13 protein-coding genes are annotated in these 16,953 nt (G+C 72.3%); 2 read left to right on the forward strand and 11 right to left on the reverse strand.

All coding sequences use genetic code 11. The features are described from left to right. Positions 1 to 45: 45 nt before the first annotated feature. From ACQEVC_RS28985 to ACQEVC_RS29030, 10 genes are all read right to left on the reverse strand, one after another. Positions 46 to 1,554: an alpha-N-arabinofuranosidase gene (locus tag ACQEVC_RS28985; protein ID WP_432883658.1), complete on the reverse strand. Its 1,509-nt coding sequence runs from the start codon at positions 1,552 to 1,554 to the stop codon at positions 46 to 48. A gap of 33 nt (positions 1,555 to 1,587) precedes the next feature. Beyond that, positions 1,588 to 2,487: a carbohydrate ABC transporter permease gene (locus ACQEVC_RS28990; protein WP_432883661.1), complete on the reverse strand. Its 900-nt coding sequence runs from the start codon at positions 2,485 to 2,487 to the stop codon at positions 1,588 to 1,590. Between the two features lie 2 nt (positions 2,488 to 2,489). After that, entirely contained in the window at positions 2,490 to 3,434 is a 945-nt protein-coding gene (locus ACQEVC_RS28995) for a carbohydrate ABC transporter permease (protein WP_432883664.1), read from the reverse strand. Positions 3,435 to 3,459: 25 nt separating this feature from the next. Then, positions 3,460 to 4,818 (reverse strand): extracellular solute-binding protein, encoded by a 1,359-nt coding sequence (locus ACQEVC_RS29000; RefSeq protein WP_432883667.1) that lies wholly within the window; start codon positions 4,816 to 4,818, stop codon positions 3,460 to 3,462. 349 nt (positions 4,819 to 5,167) lie between these two features. Continuing rightward, on the reverse strand, positions 5,168 to 7,009 hold the full coding sequence (locus ACQEVC_RS29005; protein WP_432883671.1) for an ABC transporter ATP-binding protein: 1,842 nt from the start codon (positions 7,007 to 7,009) through the stop codon (positions 5,168 to 5,170). 88 nt (positions 7,010 to 7,097) lie between these two features. Continuing rightward, positions 7,098 to 8,792: an ABC transporter ATP-binding protein gene (locus ACQEVC_RS29010; RefSeq protein WP_432883673.1), complete on the reverse strand. Its 1,695-nt coding sequence runs from the start codon at positions 8,790 to 8,792 to the stop codon at positions 7,098 to 7,100. Positions 8,793 to 8,863: 71 nt separating this feature from the next. Further along, the gene (locus tag ACQEVC_RS29015) at positions 8,864 to 9,811 is read right to left on the reverse strand and encodes a hypothetical protein (protein WP_432883675.1); all 948 of its coding nucleotides are present in this window, start codon (positions 9,809 to 9,811) and stop codon (positions 8,864 to 8,866) included. A gap of 136 nt (positions 9,812 to 9,947) precedes the next feature. Then, entirely contained in the window at positions 9,948 to 11,387 is a 1,440-nt protein-coding gene (locus tag ACQEVC_RS29020) for a M28 family peptidase (RefSeq protein ID WP_432883678.1), read from the reverse strand. Between the two features lie 389 nt (positions 11,388 to 11,776). Further along, positions 11,777 to 12,124: a hypothetical protein gene (locus tag ACQEVC_RS29025; RefSeq protein ID WP_432883681.1), complete on the reverse strand. Its 348-nt coding sequence runs from the start codon at positions 12,122 to 12,124 to the stop codon at positions 11,777 to 11,779. 132 nt (positions 12,125 to 12,256) lie between these two features. Beyond that, positions 12,257 to 13,240 carry an LLM class flavin-dependent oxidoreductase gene (locus tag ACQEVC_RS29030; RefSeq protein WP_432883684.1) on the reverse strand — a complete coding sequence of 328 codons (984 nt, stop codon included), beginning with the start codon at positions 13,238 to 13,240 and terminating at the stop codon, positions 12,257 to 12,259. A gap of 459 nt (positions 13,241 to 13,699) precedes the next feature. On the opposite strand from ACQEVC_RS29030, the gene ACQEVC_RS29035 reads away from it, so the two are divergent. Further along, positions 13,700 to 14,743 carry a LacI family DNA-binding transcriptional regulator gene (locus tag ACQEVC_RS29035; RefSeq protein ID WP_432883686.1) on the forward strand — a complete coding sequence of 348 codons (1,044 nt, stop codon included), beginning with the start codon at positions 13,700 to 13,702 and terminating at the stop codon, positions 14,741 to 14,743. A 129-nt stretch (positions 14,744 to 14,872) separates the two neighbouring features. Further along, positions 14,873 to 15,466 (forward strand): nucleotidyltransferase domain-containing protein, encoded by a 594-nt coding sequence (locus ACQEVC_RS29040; RefSeq protein ID WP_432883689.1) that lies wholly within the window; start codon positions 14,873 to 14,875, stop codon positions 15,464 to 15,466. An 85-nt stretch (positions 15,467 to 15,551) separates the two neighbouring features. Here ACQEVC_RS29040 and ACQEVC_RS29045 read toward each other — a convergent pair whose 3' ends face one another. Next, positions 15,552 to 16,907: an endo-1,4-beta-xylanase gene (locus ACQEVC_RS29045; RefSeq protein WP_432883691.1), complete on the reverse strand. Its 1,356-nt coding sequence runs from the start codon at positions 16,905 to 16,907 to the stop codon at positions 15,552 to 15,554. Positions 16,908 to 16,953 lie beyond the last annotated feature (46 nt).

Consider the following 16,953-nt stretch of genomic DNA (forward strand, 5'->3'; position numbering starts at 1 on the left):
GCTCCGCTGCGTAGTCCGCTCCGGGCTGCGTAGTCCGCTCCGGAGTCAGCCGGTCGGAGTCAGCCGGATCATGTTCCAGGACAGCGGCGGCAGCACGGCGCTCACCCGCCCGTCCTCGACCTTGAGGTCGGCGAGCCGGCTCGGCGTCACCCGCTCGGGCGCCTCCGCGCTGTTCGTCGCCTCCGGGTCCGCGTCGGTCAGCACGACATGCTCCCCGCCGACGAGACCGGAACAGGCCCGCAGGTCGACGTCGAGGGCGAGCGGTTCCCGCTGGTCCCGGTTGACCGCGAAGAGGGTGACCGCGCCGGACTCGTCGTCCCGGACGGCGGTGGCGGTGACCGTCGGCACCTCGCCGTGCCGGGTGGTGTCGTGCGCAGGGCCGGTCGGCTCGACCCGCAGCACGGTGCCGCGACCGTGCCGGGAGGTCAGCGCGAACGGGTGGTACGTCGGCTGCATCCAGGCCGGCCCGCCCGGCTCGCTGCGGATCGGCGCGATGACGTTGACGAGCTGTGCCAGGCAGGCAATCTTGACCCGGTCGGCATGCCGGAGCAGCGAGATCAGCAGATCGCCGACGACCACCGCGTCGACCACCGAGTAGGTGTCCTCGATCAGCCGGGGCGCCTCCGCCCAGTCGAGCTTCTCCTCGCCGACGAACCGGCTCTGGTACCAGACGTTCCACTCGTCGACCGAGAGGTTGATCCGCTTCCGGTGCCGGCCGGCCGCCCGGACGTGGTCGCAGGTGGCCACCACCGACTCCATGAACCGGTCCAGGTCGACCGCGCTGGCCAGGAAGCTGTCCCGGTCGCCGTCGTGCTCCTGGTAATAGCTGTGTACCGAGACGTAGTCGACCAGGTCGTAGGTCTCCTCCAGTACGGTCGCCTCCCAACTGCCGAAGGTCGGCATCCCGCTGCCCGAGCTGCCGCAGGCGACGAGTTCGATCGAGGGGTCGACCCGGCGCATCGCCTGCGCGGTCTGCGCCGCCAGCCGGCCGTACTCCCGAGCCGTGGTGAATCCGGTCTGCCACGGACCGTCCATCTCGTTGCCGAGACACCACAGCTTGATGTCGTACGGGTCCGGGCTGCCGTGCTGCCGCCGCAGGTCGGACCAGTACGTCCCGGACGGGTGGTTCGTGTATTCCAGCAGGCTCCGGGCGGCGTCCACCCCCCGGGTACCGAGGTTGACCGCCATCATCGGTTCGCTGCCGACCCGGCGGGTCCAGCCGACGAACTCGTCGACCCCGACCTCGTTGGTCTCGATGGAGCGCCAGGCCAGGTCGAGCCGGCGTGGTCGCGCCTCGCGCGGGCCGATGCCGTCCTCCCAGTTGTAGCCCGAGACGAAGTTGCCGCCCGGATAGCGCAGTACGGGTACGCCGAGCCGCCGGACCAGCTCCGCCACGTCCCGGCGGAATCCGTGTTCGTCGGCGGTCGGATGTCCCGGCTCGTAGATTCCGGTGTAGACGCAGCGCCCGAGGTGCTCCACGAAGGAGCCGTAGATCCTCGGGTCCACCTCGGCGATCCGGAACGCGGGATCGATGGTCAACGCGGCCTGGTGCACAGAACCTCCAACGGTCGATCTTCGGTGCGGTGGTCAGCCTTTCAGCCCGGTGCCGGCGATGCCCTCGACGATCCGGCGCTGGAAGAGCAGGAAGACCAGGACCAGCGGCAGCGCGCCGAGGATTCCCGAGGCCATGGTGTCGGCGTAGCGGATGCCGTAGGTGCCCTGGATGGCGGCGAGGCCGACCGGGATGGTCATCAGCTCCGGGTCGGTGACGGCGAGCAGCGGCCAGAGCAGGTTGTTCCAGCTCCAGACGAAGGTGAAGATCGTCACGGCCGAGACCGCGGGCCGGGACAGCGGCATGACGACCCGACGGTACGTCCGGAAGAAGCCGGCGCCGTCCATCCGGGCGGCCTCGTCGAGGTCCCGCGGGATCCCGTCGAAGAACTGCTTGAAGATGAAGACCGCGATGGCGGTGGGGACCTGCGGCAGGAACACCGCCCACCAGGTGTTCAGCAGGTGCACGTTGCCGAGTTCCCGGAACTGCGGCACGACCAGCACCTGACTCGGGATCAGGAGGCCGCAGAGCAGGAACCAGTAGGCCAGCCGGCGGTACCGGAACCGCAGCCGGGACAGCGCGTACGCCGCCATGCTCGCGGTGAGCACCGTACAGGCCGCGCACAGGGTCGAGGTGACGAAGCTGGAGAGGTACCAGTTGAGGATGTCGCTCTCCGTCAGCACGGTGCGGTAGGAGAGCAGCGTCGGATTCTCGATCAGCCAGGTCGGGTCGGTGGTCTCCCCGTTCGGCTTCAACGAAGTGTCCAGCGCCCAGGCCAGCGGCACCAGCCAGAGCAGTGCGAACGCGACCAGGACCGCGATGCAGCAGCGGTTGAACAGCCGCAGCCGTCGGTCCACCGAGTTCGCCAGCGCCGAGGCACCGGCCTCGGCGCGGCGGTCCCGGTCGGTGTCGCGGGTCGATTCGAGGAGGGCCATCCTCACACCTCCGATTCCTGGCGGCGGGTCATGACCAGCCAGACCGCGGAGACCGCCAGCACCAACAGGAAGAACAGGGTGGACGCGGCGGCGGCGTAGCCGGTGCGGTAATCGGCGAAGCCGACCTCGTAGACGTACTGGAGCGTCGAGCGGGTGCTGAAGTTCGGGCCGCCGCTGGTCATCAGGTACATCTGGTCGAAGACCTTCAGCGAGGCGATCACCTGGAGCACCACCACCAGCGTGGTGGTGCGGGCCAGCAGCGGCAGGGTGATCCGGCGGATCTGCTGCCACGGCCCGGCGCCGTCGATCGCGGACGCCTCGTATAGATCCCGGGGGACGTCCTGGAGGCCGGCGAGGTAGAGCACGAAGTTGAAGCCGAGCGTCCACCAGACGGTGGTGATCGCCAGCGAGACCATCGCCCAGTCCGGGTCGCCGAGCCAGTTCGGCGCGGTGAGGCCGATCGCGTCGACGGTCCGGCTGAGCAGGCCGAGTTCCGGCGTGTAGATCCACATCCAGATCAGCGCCACCACGGCGGAGGGCAGCACGTACGGCAGGAAGAAGGCCAGCCGGAAGAACCAGCGCCCCCGGCGGGCGCGCTCGGCCAGCAGCGCGAAGACCAGCGCCAGGAGGACCAGCGGCGGGGTGGTCAGCAGGGTGAACCAGCCGGTGTGCCAGAGCGCCCACCAGAAGTCGGAACTGCCCAGCGCCTCGGCGTAGTTGCTCAGGCCGGCGAAGTCGCCGAGCCCGGATCGGACCATGCTGGTGTGGAAGAAGCTCATCACCAGCCCGTAGAGCGCGGGGCCGATGATGAACAGCAGGTAGAGCGCGAGGAACGGGGACAGGAAGAGCAGCGCCGGCCGGCCGTTGCGGGGCCGCCGCTCGGCGGCGGGCCGCGATGAAGCGGATCCGGTACCGGTCCGGTCGGGGGAGTGGGTGGTGGTGGCCACGGCAAACCTCCTCGATGAGGTCAGATCACACCGGCGACGGGGTCTGGGCGAGGATGGATAGCTGCGACCGGATTTGCGCGATCGCGGCCTGGGAGGTGAGCTGCCCACCCTCCACCGCGCCGACCGCCGAGCCGATCACGTTCTCGAAGCTGGAGCCGGAGCCGGAGTACCAGCCGGGCGGGTCGTAGACGGCGGTGTCCGCCGCGGCGGCGTAGCTCGACTGTGGACTGAGCCGGCGGTAGGCGTCGCTCTCGGCGAACGGCAGCCAGGTCGGGACGTGCCCGCCCTCCGCCCAGGTGAGGCTCTGGTCGAGAACGAACCGGACGAAGTGCAGCGCCCGGTCCAGCCGGGCCTGGTCGGAGTCGGGGCGGGCCGGCAGGATGAGGGTGTGCGAGTCGGCCTGCACGGCGTGCGGCCCGCCGAAGATGTTGGGCACCAGCGTCATCCCGAACGGCATCTTGGCGGTCTGGAAGGTGCTGATCTCCCATTCGCCGTTCAGGTGGAAGCCGACCTGCCCGGTGGCGAACATCGCGATCGCACCCGGGTAGTCGGCACCGCCCGGGATCAGCCCCTGCTCGACGGTGAGGGCGCGCAGGTAGTCGAGCACCCGGCCCGCCTTGGCGTCGTCGAGCACCACCCGGGTGCCGTCGTCGGCCAGGATCTCGCCTTCGAGTTGCGAGTAGAGGGTCTGGAAGAACCGGAATGGCGACGCCGGGTCGGAGTTGATGCCGTGCGTGGCGGCGTACCCGCCGGTCACCTGCTTGACCCGGGTGAGCGCGTCGGCGAACGCCGCCTCGCCGACGATCGGCCTGAGCTGGCCGTCGGAGTCGAGCAGTCCGGCCTGCTGGCAGATGTCGGTGTTGTAGAACAGGACGAACGGGTGCGTGTCCAGCGGGATCGCGTACGCCCGGCCGTCGACCAGCCCGGCCTGCCAGGCCCGCTGGTTGAAGTTCTCCGCTGCCATGCCGTGCCGGGCCAGGTCCTCGGGGCGCAGTTCCTGGAGCAGTCCCGCGTCGACCAGGGTCTTCATCCGGGTGAGGTGCGAGATCGCCACGTCCGGCGGTTCCTCGCCGACGGTGGCCAGGGAGAGCTTGGTGTAGTACGGGTCGCCCCAGGCCAGCGTGATGGCCTTGAGCGGGGTGCCGGGGTTCGCCCGGCGGTAGGCGTCCTGGATCTGCTGCATCCGGACGCCGTCCCCGCCGCCGAAGAGGGTCCAGTACTCGACGGCGCCCGGCGCCGCCTCCGTCTTCAGCAGCCCGGCGCCGACCGGGGTGGCGCAGCCGGTGAGGGTCGCGGCGCCGGCACCGGCGAGCGCGCCGAGCAGTACGCCCCGGCGGCTGAGTGCGGGCCCGGGAGGCCGGGGGGCGGGTGGCGGACCATGCATGGTTCCCCTCCTGACCGGAGTAGTCGATGAACCGTTTCAGGGACCAATCCCGGGAGCTCCGGCGGCGGGCGACGCGATACTGCGCCAGCGGTCGCTATCGGAACAGCCCGATGTTAGCGGTCACACTGGTGCAGATTGTTGCCGCTCGCGGCAAGGTCGTCAATCGGTAGTCACCGTTTTCCGCAGAAAGCGGCGCGGTGCTCCGGGCGCGGTCGCCGTCCGACAGTTCAGGACCCGAGGGGGACCACCGACCGGATTCTTATCGTTTCAATCGGTGCTCGGTGCTCGGTGCTCGGTGCTCGGTGCGTCGGGTGCGTCGGGTGCCGGGCGAGGGCCGGGGGGTCAGGGGTCAGCCCTCGGCGCCGGTCGTCGGCTCCGGCTGCCGCTGTCCCGTCGCCGGGTCCTGCGCAGGTGTGTCCCGGGTGCCGGTCCAGGCCGCCCAGAGCGCCGCGTACCGGCCGCCGGCGGCGACGAGTTCGTCGTGCGTGCCGGTCTCCGCCACCCGGCCGGCGTCCAGCAGGATGACCCGGTCCGCGGCCGCCGCCTGGGTCAGCCGGTGCGCCACCACCAGCCCGGTACGCCCGTCCAGCGCCCGCGCCGCCGCCGTCTCCAACTGCCGGGCGCCGGCACTGCCGGCCTCGGCGGTCGCCTCGTCCAGGATCGCCACCGGCGGCGCGGCCAGTACCAACCGGGCCAGGGCCAACTGCTGGGCCTGTGCCGCCGTCAGGCGGTGTCCGCCGTCGCCGACCACCGTGGCCAACCCGTCCGGCAGCGCGCGTACCCAACCCAGCGCACCGACCCGGTCCAGCGCGGCGAGCAGTTCGTCGTCGGTGGCGTCCGCCCCGGCCAGCCGCAGGTCCTCGGCGAGCGGTCCGGCGAAGACGTGCACCTCCTGGCTGACCAGGGCCACGGTCCGGCCGGCCACGGCGGCGCCGAGGTCCTCGATCGGTACACCGCCGAGCCGGATGCTCCCGCCGCTGGGCCGGTGGATCCCGGCGATCAGCTTGGCCAGCGTGGTCTTGCCGGCGCCACTCGCCCCGACCAGCGCGACCCGCTCGTTCGGCGCCACGCTGAACGTGACGTCGTGCAGTACGTCGTGCCCCGGCACGTACGCGTGCCGCAGCTCCTTCGCCTCGACGCCGCCGTCCACCGGCACGGGCCGGTGTTCCGGCCGCCGGTGTGCCGGCAACCGGGTGACGCCGACCAGCCGGACCAGGCTGGCGACGGCCGACTGCGCGTCGTCGACCAGGCTCAGCGCGGCGTTGAGCGGGCCGAAGAGGTTGTGGAAGTAGAGCGCGGCGGCGGATGCCGTACCGACCGTGACCGCGTCCGCGCGCACCAGCAGGAAACCGGTGACCAGCACGGCGGTCAACCCGACGAACTCGGCGAGGTTGAGCCGGCTGAAGAACCGGGTCATCAGCCGGATTCCGCGCAGCGTGAGCTCGACCGCCGCGGCGGAACTGCCGGACACCCGGTGCAGGTGCGGTTCGGTGAGCCGGAACGCGCGTACGGTCCGGGCACCGCCGACGGTGTCGAGCAACTGCTGCTGCTGGGCGCCGTGCGCCACCCGCTGGCTGGCGTAGAGCGGCTGGGCCCGGCCGGCGTACCACCGGGCGGTGTGCAGTTGGATCGGCACCGCAAGCAGCGCGGCGAGCAGGAACCGCCAATCGAGCACGGCGAGCCCGACCAGCGTCAGGCCGATGGTCAGGCCGGAGCGGGCGAGCTGCGGCAGCGCCATCCGCACCGCCTCGGCGATCACCGTCACGTCCCCGGTGACCCGCGCGGTCAGGTCGCCGGACCCGGCCCGCTCGACCTGTTCCAGCGGCAGGTCCAGTACCCGGTCGATGAACCGTTCCCGCAGGTCCGCGAGCATGCCCTCGCCGAGCCGGGCGACCTGGGACAGCCCCAGCGCCAGCGAGATCCCCTGGACGACCGCGACCAGTCCGAGCAGCACCGTCGGGGTGGTGATCGCACCCGGCGGCCGTCCGTTGACGACCAGGTCCACGATGTGCCCGAGCAGCGGGGCGGTGAGCAGCCCGGCCGCGGTGGAGCCGACGAGCAGGCCGAGGGCGCGGACAGCCAGGAACCGGCGCGGCCGCAGCAACTCGGCCAGGGTGTCCCGGACCTGCCGCCCGGTCGCGGTCGGCAGCAGCTCACGGGCCGGCTGGTCGGCTCCGGCGGGCTCGCTCATCGGGGCACCTCTCCCGTCGGGGTTCCTCGGCCGGCGTCCACCTCGGCATCGCCGCCCGGGAAAGCGTCCCGGGCGCCTCGGCCGGCGTTCACCGCAGCACCGACGACTGATAGGTGGCGTCCCGCCGGATGAGGTCGGGATGACTGCCCTCGGCCCGGACGACGCCGTCGTCGAGCAGCACCACCCGGTCGGTGACCGCGAGCAGCGCGGGGCTGGTGGTCACCAGCAGGGTGGTCCGGCCCTGCCGGAGTTCCCGGAGCCCGACCGCGATCCGGGCCTCGGTGGCCGCGTCGACCGCGGTGGTCGGATCGTGCAGGACCAGTACCGGCGGCTCGGCGGCCAGCGCCCGGGCCAGGGCCACCCGCTGGCGCTGCCCGCCGGAGAGCGACCGTCCGCGTTCGGTGAGCAGCGTCTCGATCCCCTGCGGCAGGGTGCGGGCCACCTCGTCCACGTCGGCGGCGGCCAGCGCCCGGCGTACGTCGGTCTCACCGGTCGCCGGTGCGCTCACGTTGTCCCGCAGGGTGCCCTCGAACAGGTCGGCGTCGTGCGGCGCGACCAGGACGGTGGCCCGCAACCGCTCGGGGTCCAGGGTGTGCAGCCCGACGCCGTCGAGTTCGACGGTGCCGGCGTCCGGATCGACGTCGCGACCGAGGCAGCGCAGCAGGTCGTCGGCGACGGCCGGGTCGGTCGCCACGATGCCGACCAGTTCGCCGGCGGCGGCGTGCAGGCTGACGCCGCGCAGCGTGCCGTGCCGGACGTCCCGCAGGTCCACCCGGCCGAGTACCGGGGTGCCGGGGGAGCCGCTTCCGGTGGGCGTCGCGGGAGGTGCGCCGAGTACCGAGGCGATCCGGTCGGCGGAGGCGCGGCCCTGGGCGAACTCGGCGTTCACCCAGCCGAAGATGGAGAGCGGTCCGAGCAGGAACAGCGCCAGGCCGACCGCCGCGACGAGTTGCCCGACGCTGAGGTCGCCCTGCGCCGCGAGCCGGCCGCCGAGCAGGCCGACGGCGGCCACGAAGAGTCCGGTGATGATGAGCAGGGTGCCGTCGTACCAGGCCTGGGCCTGTGCCGCCCGGACCGTGGCGGCCAGCGACTCGCGGCTGGTCCGCCGGTAGCGCTGGGCCGCGGCCGGCGCCGCGCCGAGACCCTTGAGGACGCGCAGGCCGGCGACCAGGTCGGCGGCCACCCCGGAGGCGTACGCCGCCTGCTCCTGCTCGGCGTGGCTGCGCCGCTCCAGCGGGCGGCCGAGCCGGTGGGCCAGCCAGAGCAGCAGTGGTGCGCCGACCAGCACCAGCAGGCCGAGCGGGACCGAGACCACCAGCAGGGCGACGCCGCCGACCAGCAGACCGGTGGATGCCCCGATCGCGGTGGCGAAGGCCCGGTTCACCGCGCCGACCCGATCGGCGTCACCGGTGGCGGTGGCGACCAGGGCACCGGGCAGCCGCCCGGTCTCGGCTCCGCCCCGGTGGTCCAGGATCCGCCGGGTGAGCGAGATCCGGAGCTGGTGCGCGGCCTGCTCGACGGCGCGTTCGCCGGTACGGGCGCTGAACCGGAAGCTGGTCGACAGCACCGCGAACACCACGGCCAGTACGCCGATCCAGCCGATCAGGTCTACCACCCCGCCCCGGCCGACGGCCCGGTCGATGACCACTCCGATCAGCACCGGTACCAGCGCCTCGCCGGCCTGGTGACTCGCGCTGAGTCCCGCGCTGGCCAGCACGTGCCGGAGCTGGCCGGTGATGGCGCCGGTCAGCACGGTACGTGCCGTGGGACTGCCGGTCCGCACGCTCGGGCTCCTTCGCTTGATGAATTGAAGGTTAGGCTAACCTAAACCATTGCCGAGCCGCGACCCCCGGCCTAGGCCAGGAAGAGGATCGTAATCCCGATCACCGCGTCGACGACCCCGCACCACTCGGAGAAGCCGCGCGGGACCACCCGGTTGACCCGGTGGTGGGCGTAGTCCCAGACCGAGTGGGCGAGCCAGCCGAAGCCGACCAGATAGCGGCCCAGGTCGTCCGGCACCATCAGCGCGGCGGCCACCAGGAGCAGGTAGCCGGCCAGCCCGGCGAGTTGCAGCGCGAGGATCTTCCGGTCGCCGAACTGCCGGCGTACGGTGCCGATCACCAGGTAGCCGACCGGGAGGATCAGCATCACCCAGGCGTCCAGTACCAGGGGGTCGGTCCAGTTGTCGATGGTGACCATCAGGGCCAGCCAGGTCGGCCAGCGACGCTTCAGCACCTCGACCACACGCCGGGCCGTACCGCCGCCCGGGACGGTCGCGGCGGGGACGGCGGCCGGGGCAGCGCCCCGGTGTCCGCCGGTGTACTCGTCCAGCCGGCGGACCATCGCGAGCAGCATGGCGGGCAGCATCAGCACGTGACCGGCGGTCATCAGGAACTCCCCGTTCACCGCCCCCAGCCAGTACGGGGGCAGGAAGAGCAGGAACGGCAGGTACATCGCCGCGCCCATCTCGGCGACCGGTGCCCACCCGTGTGCGCGGTGGCGCATCCAGACGGTCATGCCCAGCGTCATGTTGCCGGCCATCAGCAGCGCACCCACGTCGGGGCGGTCGAGCACCTCGGGCAGGGCCAGCCCGGTCGCGGTGCCGAGGGCGGTGGCCAGCACCTCCCACACCGGGCCGAGCAGCAGCATCCCGACGACCATCGCGATCGTCATCTCGGCGAAGTGCCGGAGAAAGTGCCGGGCGGCGTGCCGCCGGGACGTCCCGACGGCGGTGGGCAGGGTGTGCGGGGTACCGGCGGATTCGGTGTTCCGGACCGTGGCGTCCGGTGTCGTCGATGTCATGGCTCCAGGCTGTCGGGGCCGCCGCTCGACCGGCAGGCGTGCGCCGCACGGTTCGACCATGCGGATCGCATGGTCGAACCGTGCGCGGCCGACAGCCTGGTACGCCGGCCCGGTCGTCACCGGGTCGGCGCCACGGTCAGGGGCGCCGGGCGGTGGTGTACGCGGCGGTGCCGACCAGTTCCAGCGACACCTGCAGCCGGGACAGGCTGATGTTCTTCTCGATGGTGTCCTCCGGGCTGTGGTACGGCGGCTCCAGCAGCGCCGGAGACTCCTCGCCCCGCCAGGAGAAGTTGGCGCTGGCGATGCCGACCTCCTGGAACGACTGGTGGTCGCTGGAACCGCGCTGCGTCACCGGCGAGATCCGGGGCTGGTAGCCGAGCCGGGTCGCCGCGGCGGCCACCTCGTCGGTGGCCCGGTTCGGCAGACCGTCGAAGGAGAGCAGCCAGTAGCGGGTCGCCGGATCCCAGCTCGTCGCCACCATGTCGTTCTGGTAGACGGCGACGATCCGGTCCCGCTCGGCCTGTGGCAGTTGGGCGACGTAGTAGCGGGAGCCGATCAGCCCCTGCTCCTCCGAGCCCCACAGTCCGAACCGGATCGTCGCGTCGACCGGCAGGCTGCGCAGTACCCGGGCCAGTTCGAGGCAGAGCACCGTACCCGAGCCGTCGTCGTTGGCGCCCGGTGCGCCGATCACGGTGTCGTAGTGCGCGCTCACCATGACCACCGGGCTGTTCCGCCCGCCCCACCGTGGTGCCCGCTCGGCGAGTACGTTGTGCGAGGTGAGGCCCCGGTGCGCCGAGGTGGTGACGGTCAGGGTCAGCGGGCGGGCGGCGAGCCGCTCCCGCAGCCGGTGCTTCTGCGCCTGGGCGACGCCGACGACCGGGATCGGCACCGGGGAGGTGGCCGAACCGGGCAGGGTGGGGGCGAAGGCCTGCGCCCGGCGCGGCTCCACGAGGTCGGCCGGCAGGAAGACCACCGCCGACACCTGCTTGGCCACGGCGGTGGCGACCAGCGTCTCGCGCCGCGCCGCGACGTAGTCGACGAGTACGACCTTGCCGGCGACGTCCGCCGGGTAGTCCTCCGGTGCTCCGGCGCCGACGTCCACCACCCGGCCGGTGACCCTGGTGTCGAGGGCGGCGTGTGGCGACGCACCGACCTGCCAGTTCAGGTCGTCGGGCAGGCCGGGACGGGAGCTGAGCTGGCCGAGGAACTTGTCGGCGACGGTGAACGGCTGGAGGGTCGTCCGGTAGCCGAGGTCGTCGAGGTCGTCGGCGAGGTATTTCGCGGCCGTCCGCTCCGAGGAGGTGCCGCCGATGCGCGGGCCGATTTTCTCGGAGAGATGCCGCAGGTGGTGCAGCGCCCGCCGGGCCGAGACCCGGCCGGCGACCAGCCGGTCGTGCACACCCAGGCTCGGCGGACGGACGGCACCGGGCCGCTGGTCGGTCACCGCCCAGGCCGGGCCGGCGGTGGCGAGGGCGGCCGCACCGCCCAGGCCGAGCGCGATTGCCCGGCGTCGGCTCACCGCGGACTTCTCGGGGCCCTTGGTGTCGGCAGTGGGGAAGTCGGGGCGACTCTCCAATGTGGTCCCTCCTGGCTGCGCCGGTCCGGCCGACATCACCGGCGCGGACCGCGGGGTGGTCACCGTCGAAAGAACGTGGTCACGGTGCGGGAATTCGGGGTTACGGTGCAGTGAATGTAGCCCCGGCCGGCGACCGAATTCAAGATCGATTTGCGGCTGCGGCTCACGGCAGCGGTGGGAGGGCGCCGCCCGCCGTCCCACCGCCGCCGTCCCCGTCACTGTCGGTCGACATCGTCCCCGTCACTGTCAGTCGATTCGGTCCGCGTCACTGTCAGTCGACATCGTCCCCCGCACTGGCGGTCGATCCAGTGCCTGCACTGTCGGTCGACATCGTCCCCCGCACTGGCGGTCGATCCGGTCCCTTGCGCTGTCGGTCGATCCAGTCCCGGTCACAGCCAGTCGACCCCGTCCCCGTCCGGGTCGGGGCAGACGCCGCTGTCCAGGTAGGAGTCGACGAGCTCCGTCGGGGCACCCGCCTCGAGCAGCAGGTCGACGGCGTTGATCGCATACCAGTTGTCGGCGACGGCGTGCATGGCGGCGGCCTGGGCGAGCAGGTCGGGGTCGGCGGCGAGATCGGCGAGCTCGGCAAGGGCGGTGGCCCGGGTCAGACCCTCGCGATAACCACCGGCGTAGTCCGTGGCGATCCGGTGCACCCGGGAGAGGACGAGTCGGCGGTCGGTGGGCTGGTGGGCGGCGAGGCGGGCGTGGCCGCCGGCCTGGTCTCGGCTGTCGTACACCTCGATATTCTATCGTACATGTGTTCTAATCGGGTGCCCGGGAGGGGATGACACGAGCCGTGGTCCACAGTGTTTCGGCAGCGCCGATCCGCAGGTAAACGGGCGTGGGCGCTCGATCGACCGGACCTTCTTCTACCACCGCCGGCGCAGCCGGTCGACCAGTCCGGCGAAGCGTTCGAGCGCGGCGACGCCATCCGTCGAGGCCACCTGGAGGGCCAGCACGTCCGGGCGGAGCCGGTCGAGCAGCCGTTCGCAGAAGCCGAGGAGTTGCCGGGGCTCGCCGACCCGCCGATACCGGGCGAGGATCGCATCCCGGCCGAGCCGGTCGGCCTGCTGGCGCAGCCGGGTCGGACTCGACGCCACCAGCCGGCCCGGCGTACGCAGCCCGCGCCAGGGCCGCAGCGCCCGCATCGCGTCGTCATCGCTGTCGGCGAGCACGACGAAGCTGCTCAGCACCACCTGCGGTGGCGTACGCCCAGCCGCCGCAGCCGCCGCCCGAGCCACGTCCACCACCTCCCGGCCGGTCCAATCGGGATCCTTCACCGAGCTGATCACCCCGTCGGCGAGCCGACCGGCGGTGGCCGCCGAGCGGGGACCGGCCGCCGCCAGGTGCACCGGTACGCCGGTCAGCGGCGGGCTGTGCAGCCGGATCGACGAGACCGGATAGTACGCCCCGTCCGGCTGCGTGACGGTCTTGCCGGCCAGCAGCGGCCGGAGCAGCCCGAGCGCCTCCGTCATCCGGGCCAGCCGCTCCGGGTACGGCGGAAACCGGCCCAGCGGTGCCTCGTTGATGCCCTCCCCGGTGCCGACCCCGAGGTGGAACCGGCCGCCGGAGAGCCGGTCGAGCGTGCCGGCCGCCTGCGCGACCAGCACCGGATGCTGGCGGAACAGCGGGCAGGCCACTGCGGAGACCAGCATGGCGCTCCGGGTCGCCGTGGCGATCGCACCCAGCGTGGCCCAGCCGTGGCCGGCCGACCCGGCGTCGTCCACCCAGGGTTGCAGATGGTCGGAGACGAGTACCGCGTCGAAACCGGCCTGCTCGGCCCGGCGGGCCTGGGCCACCAATTGCTCGGGCTGCCACTCCTCGTGACCGAGGAACCAACCGAACCGGGTCACCGGGCTCCTTCGGTCTCGATGATGCCGTCTGGCCGGTCGGGCGCTGCCGGGCCCGCCGCTCACCGCCGATCCGGAGGCGCCGGATCCGACGAGTTCGATCCGGTCTCGGCGGTGCCGTCCGGCGGGTCGGGTGCTGCCGGACCCGCCGCTACCCCGATCAGCCCGACGGCGTCGGATCTGACGAGTCCGACGGAAACGGGACCGACGGGTCGGACGGCGCCGGGCCGGGATGTCCGCCGAGCCGGGGCGGCGATGGCCGGCCCGGCCCGCCGAGGGTCGAACCGGTGGCGGGACCGACCGGACGGCCGGGGCCGAAAGCTGGGCGATAACCCTATCATCATCGATGTAACAACCTCGGTGAGCGGCGCGTCGGCGCGGTGTACCGGCCGGGCACGGGGTCGTTCGGCAGCCGCCTACCCTGGAGCCACCATTGATCAACGCAAGTCCCGGGAGCAGATCATGAGATCCCAGCGCCGTGACCCCGCCAGGCCCACGCTGAGCGAGGTCGCGGCCCGAGCGGGCGTCGGTCGCGGCACCGCCTCGCGGGTGGTCAACAACTCCTCCCAGGTCAGCCCGACGGTCCGGGCCGCGGTGTGGGCGGCGGTCCGGGAACTCGGGTACGTGCCGAACCGCGCCGCCCGGGCCCTGGTCACCCAGCGGACCGACTCGGTCGCTCTGGTCATCTCCGAGTCCGGCGAGCGGGCGTTCGGCGAGCCGTTCTTCGCCGGCATCGCCCGAGGGGTCAGCGCCGGCCTGGCCGACACCCCGCTGCAACTCTGGCTCTCCTGGATCCAGTCGCCGGGCGGGCGGGAGAAGATGGAGCACCAGCTCACCGACCAGCACGTCGACGGGGTGATGCTGATCTCGCTGCACGACGCGGATCCCCTGCCCGGCCTGCTGATGGAGCGCGGGCTGCCGACCGTCCTCGGTGGACGTCCGGCCCGGATGCTCGGCCCGGACGCGCAACCGGCGTACTTCGTGGACGTGGACAACGCGGGCGGCGCCCGGCAGGCGGTCGAGTACCTGATCGGGATCGGCCGGCGGGCGGTCGCCACGGTCGCCGGGCCGCAGGACATGGGCGCCGGGGTGACCCGGCTGACCGGCTACCGCGAGGCGCTCGCCGCACACGGTCGACCGGTCTCCGAGGACCTCATCGAGTACGGCGACTTCAGCGCGAAGAGCGGCCTCGAGGCGATGCGCCGGCTGCTGGACCGGCGCGGCGACCTGGACGGGGTCTTCGCCGCCTCGGACCTGATGGCGTTGGGAGTCATGCATGCGCTGCACGAGGCCGGCCGGCGCATCCCGGCGGACGTGGCGGTGGTCGGCTACGAGGACTCGTCGCTGGCGCTGCACGCCAACCCGCCGCTGACCTCGGTGCACCAACCGGTGATCACGATGGGCACCGAGATGGCCCGGCTGCTGGTCGCGCAGATCAGGGGCGAGGAGATCCCCTCGCCGGCCATCTTCCTGGACACCCACCTGGTCCGCCGGCAGTCGGCCTGACCCGGGGCGCCCGGTGCGGGACGCCCCCCCGCACCTCGCCGACAGGATGCGCCCGACACCCTCCGCCGAGTCGGCCCAGCGCGCCCGGGGCGGAGCCATGCACCGGACCGGGTTGGTTACCGTCGACTGGTGACACCGGACCTCGATGCCTGGGCCCCCTGGCCGCCGTCGGTGGTCGCCGACCGGCTGGCCGGCCTCGACCTGCCCTGGTACGTGGCGGCCGGCTGGGCGATCGACCTGTGCCGGGGCGCACCCTCCCGGCCGCACGACGACCTGGAGATAGCCGTACCGGCGGAGCGGTTCGCCGAGGTACGGCAGCGCTTCGGCGACTGTGGCTTCGCCGTACCGCACGACGGCCGGCTGTTGCCGTTGACTCCGGAGTCGATGCGGACCAGTCACCAGACCTGGGCGTACGAGCGGGCCACCGGACAGTGGCGGTTGGACGTGTTCCGGGAGCCGCACGACGGGGGCGTCTGGATCTGCCGTCGCGACGACCGGATCCGCCGCCCGTACGCCGACATCGTCCGGTACGACCCGGACGGGGTTCCGTACCTGGTGCCGGAGGTGGTGTTGCTGTTCAAGGCGAAGGCCGCCCGGGCGAAGGACGAGGCGGACTTCGCCACCGCCCTGCCGCTGCTGGCCGACCCGGCACGACGCTGGCTCGACGACGCGCTGGCCCTGGTGCACCCGACCCACCCGTGGCGGGCGCGGCTGACCGGCTGACCGGCCGGCCCCGCTCGGCGATCCTGGTACGGACCGATGCCGCCGGCCGTGCGGAGGGCGCACGGCCGGCGGGGGACGGTCCCGGTTACCCGGCGGTGCAGGAACTGACCTGCGGTCGGGCGCTGGAGTTGCCGTTCATCATCGTGGTGAAGCCGAAGGTGTTGCCGCTGCCGTTGGAGCGCATCGTCAGCACGGTGTTGTTACTGCTCAGGCTGGCGCTGCCGCTCCAGGTGGTGCTGATCGACTGCGGGGCGGTGACGGCCACCACCACGGTCCAGGTGCTGGCGCCGCTGATCGTCACCGACGTGTTGTACCGGTCGCCCCAGACCGTTCCGGCGGTCGTCGCCGTGGTGCAGCCGCCGCTGCCGGGGGGCGGCGTGGTCGGGTTGCCGCCGGGGTTGCCGTTGTTCAGCGCGGTGAGCACGGCGTCGTACGCCGGCTTCTTCTGGCCGCTGCCGTTGAACAGCAGCGGGCTCTCGCCGGACCGCCACGAGTCCGAGTCGCGGATGCCCCACACCGTGATGCCCTTGCAGCGGGCCACCGCGAGGCAGTCGTTGGTCACGTTGCGGTACGCGTCGGCCGGCGCGTTGCGGATGTCCAGCTCGGTGATGTGCACGTCGACGCCGAGGGCGGCGAAGCTGGACAGCGTGGTGCGGTAGTTGCTCGGGTAGTTGGAGCCGCCGGTGAAGTGCGACTGGAGGCCGACGCAGTCGATCGGTACGCCCCGGGACTTGAAGTCCTGGACCATCCGGTAGACGGCCTGGGTCTTGGCGTCGTTCCAGTTGTCGATGTTGTAGTCGTTGTAGCAGAGCTGCGCGTTCGGGTCGGCGGCGTCCGCGGCGCGGAACGCGGCCTCGATCCAGTCGTTGCCGGTGCGCTGGAGGTTGGAGTCGCGCCGGGCGCCGCTGCTGCCGTCCGCGTACGCCTCGTTCACCACGTCCCACCAGGTGACCTGGCCCCGGAAGTGGGTGGCGACCTGGGTGACGTGGTTGAGCATGGCCTGGCGCAGCGCGCTGCCGGACATGTTCTGCATCCAGCCGGGCTGCTGCGCGTGCCAGGCCAGGGTGTGGCCGCGTACCTGCATGCCCCGGCTGCGGGCGTGCTGCACGATCCGGTCCGCGTTGCCGTACGAGAACTGGCCCTGCTGCGGCTCGGTCGCGTCGATCTTCATTTCGTTCTCGGGCGTGACCTGGTTGAACTCGCGGTTCAGGATGGTCGTGTACGCGCTGTCGCTGAGCTTGTTCGCCGCCACGGCGGTGCCGAAGTAGCGGCCGCCCCGCTCGGCGGCGGAGGCACCCAGGGTGCTCGCGGCACTGGCGGTGTTGGGCAGCGCGATGGCACCGGCGGTGGCGAGCATGCCCACCGCGCCGATGACGACCGCGAGTCTGGTCCGGTAGCGCGGTGTCGGGCCGCGGGCGCCGTCGGTGAAACTCCTGATCATCTCTGCCCCTCCTGGCGGATGGCCGGACGGGCGCATGGTGGTGGAC

The sequence above is a fragment of the Plantactinospora sp. CA-294935 genome (assembly GCF_050936445.1).
Classification (GTDB): Bacteria; Actinomycetota; Actinomycetes; order Mycobacteriales; family Micromonosporaceae; genus Plantactinospora.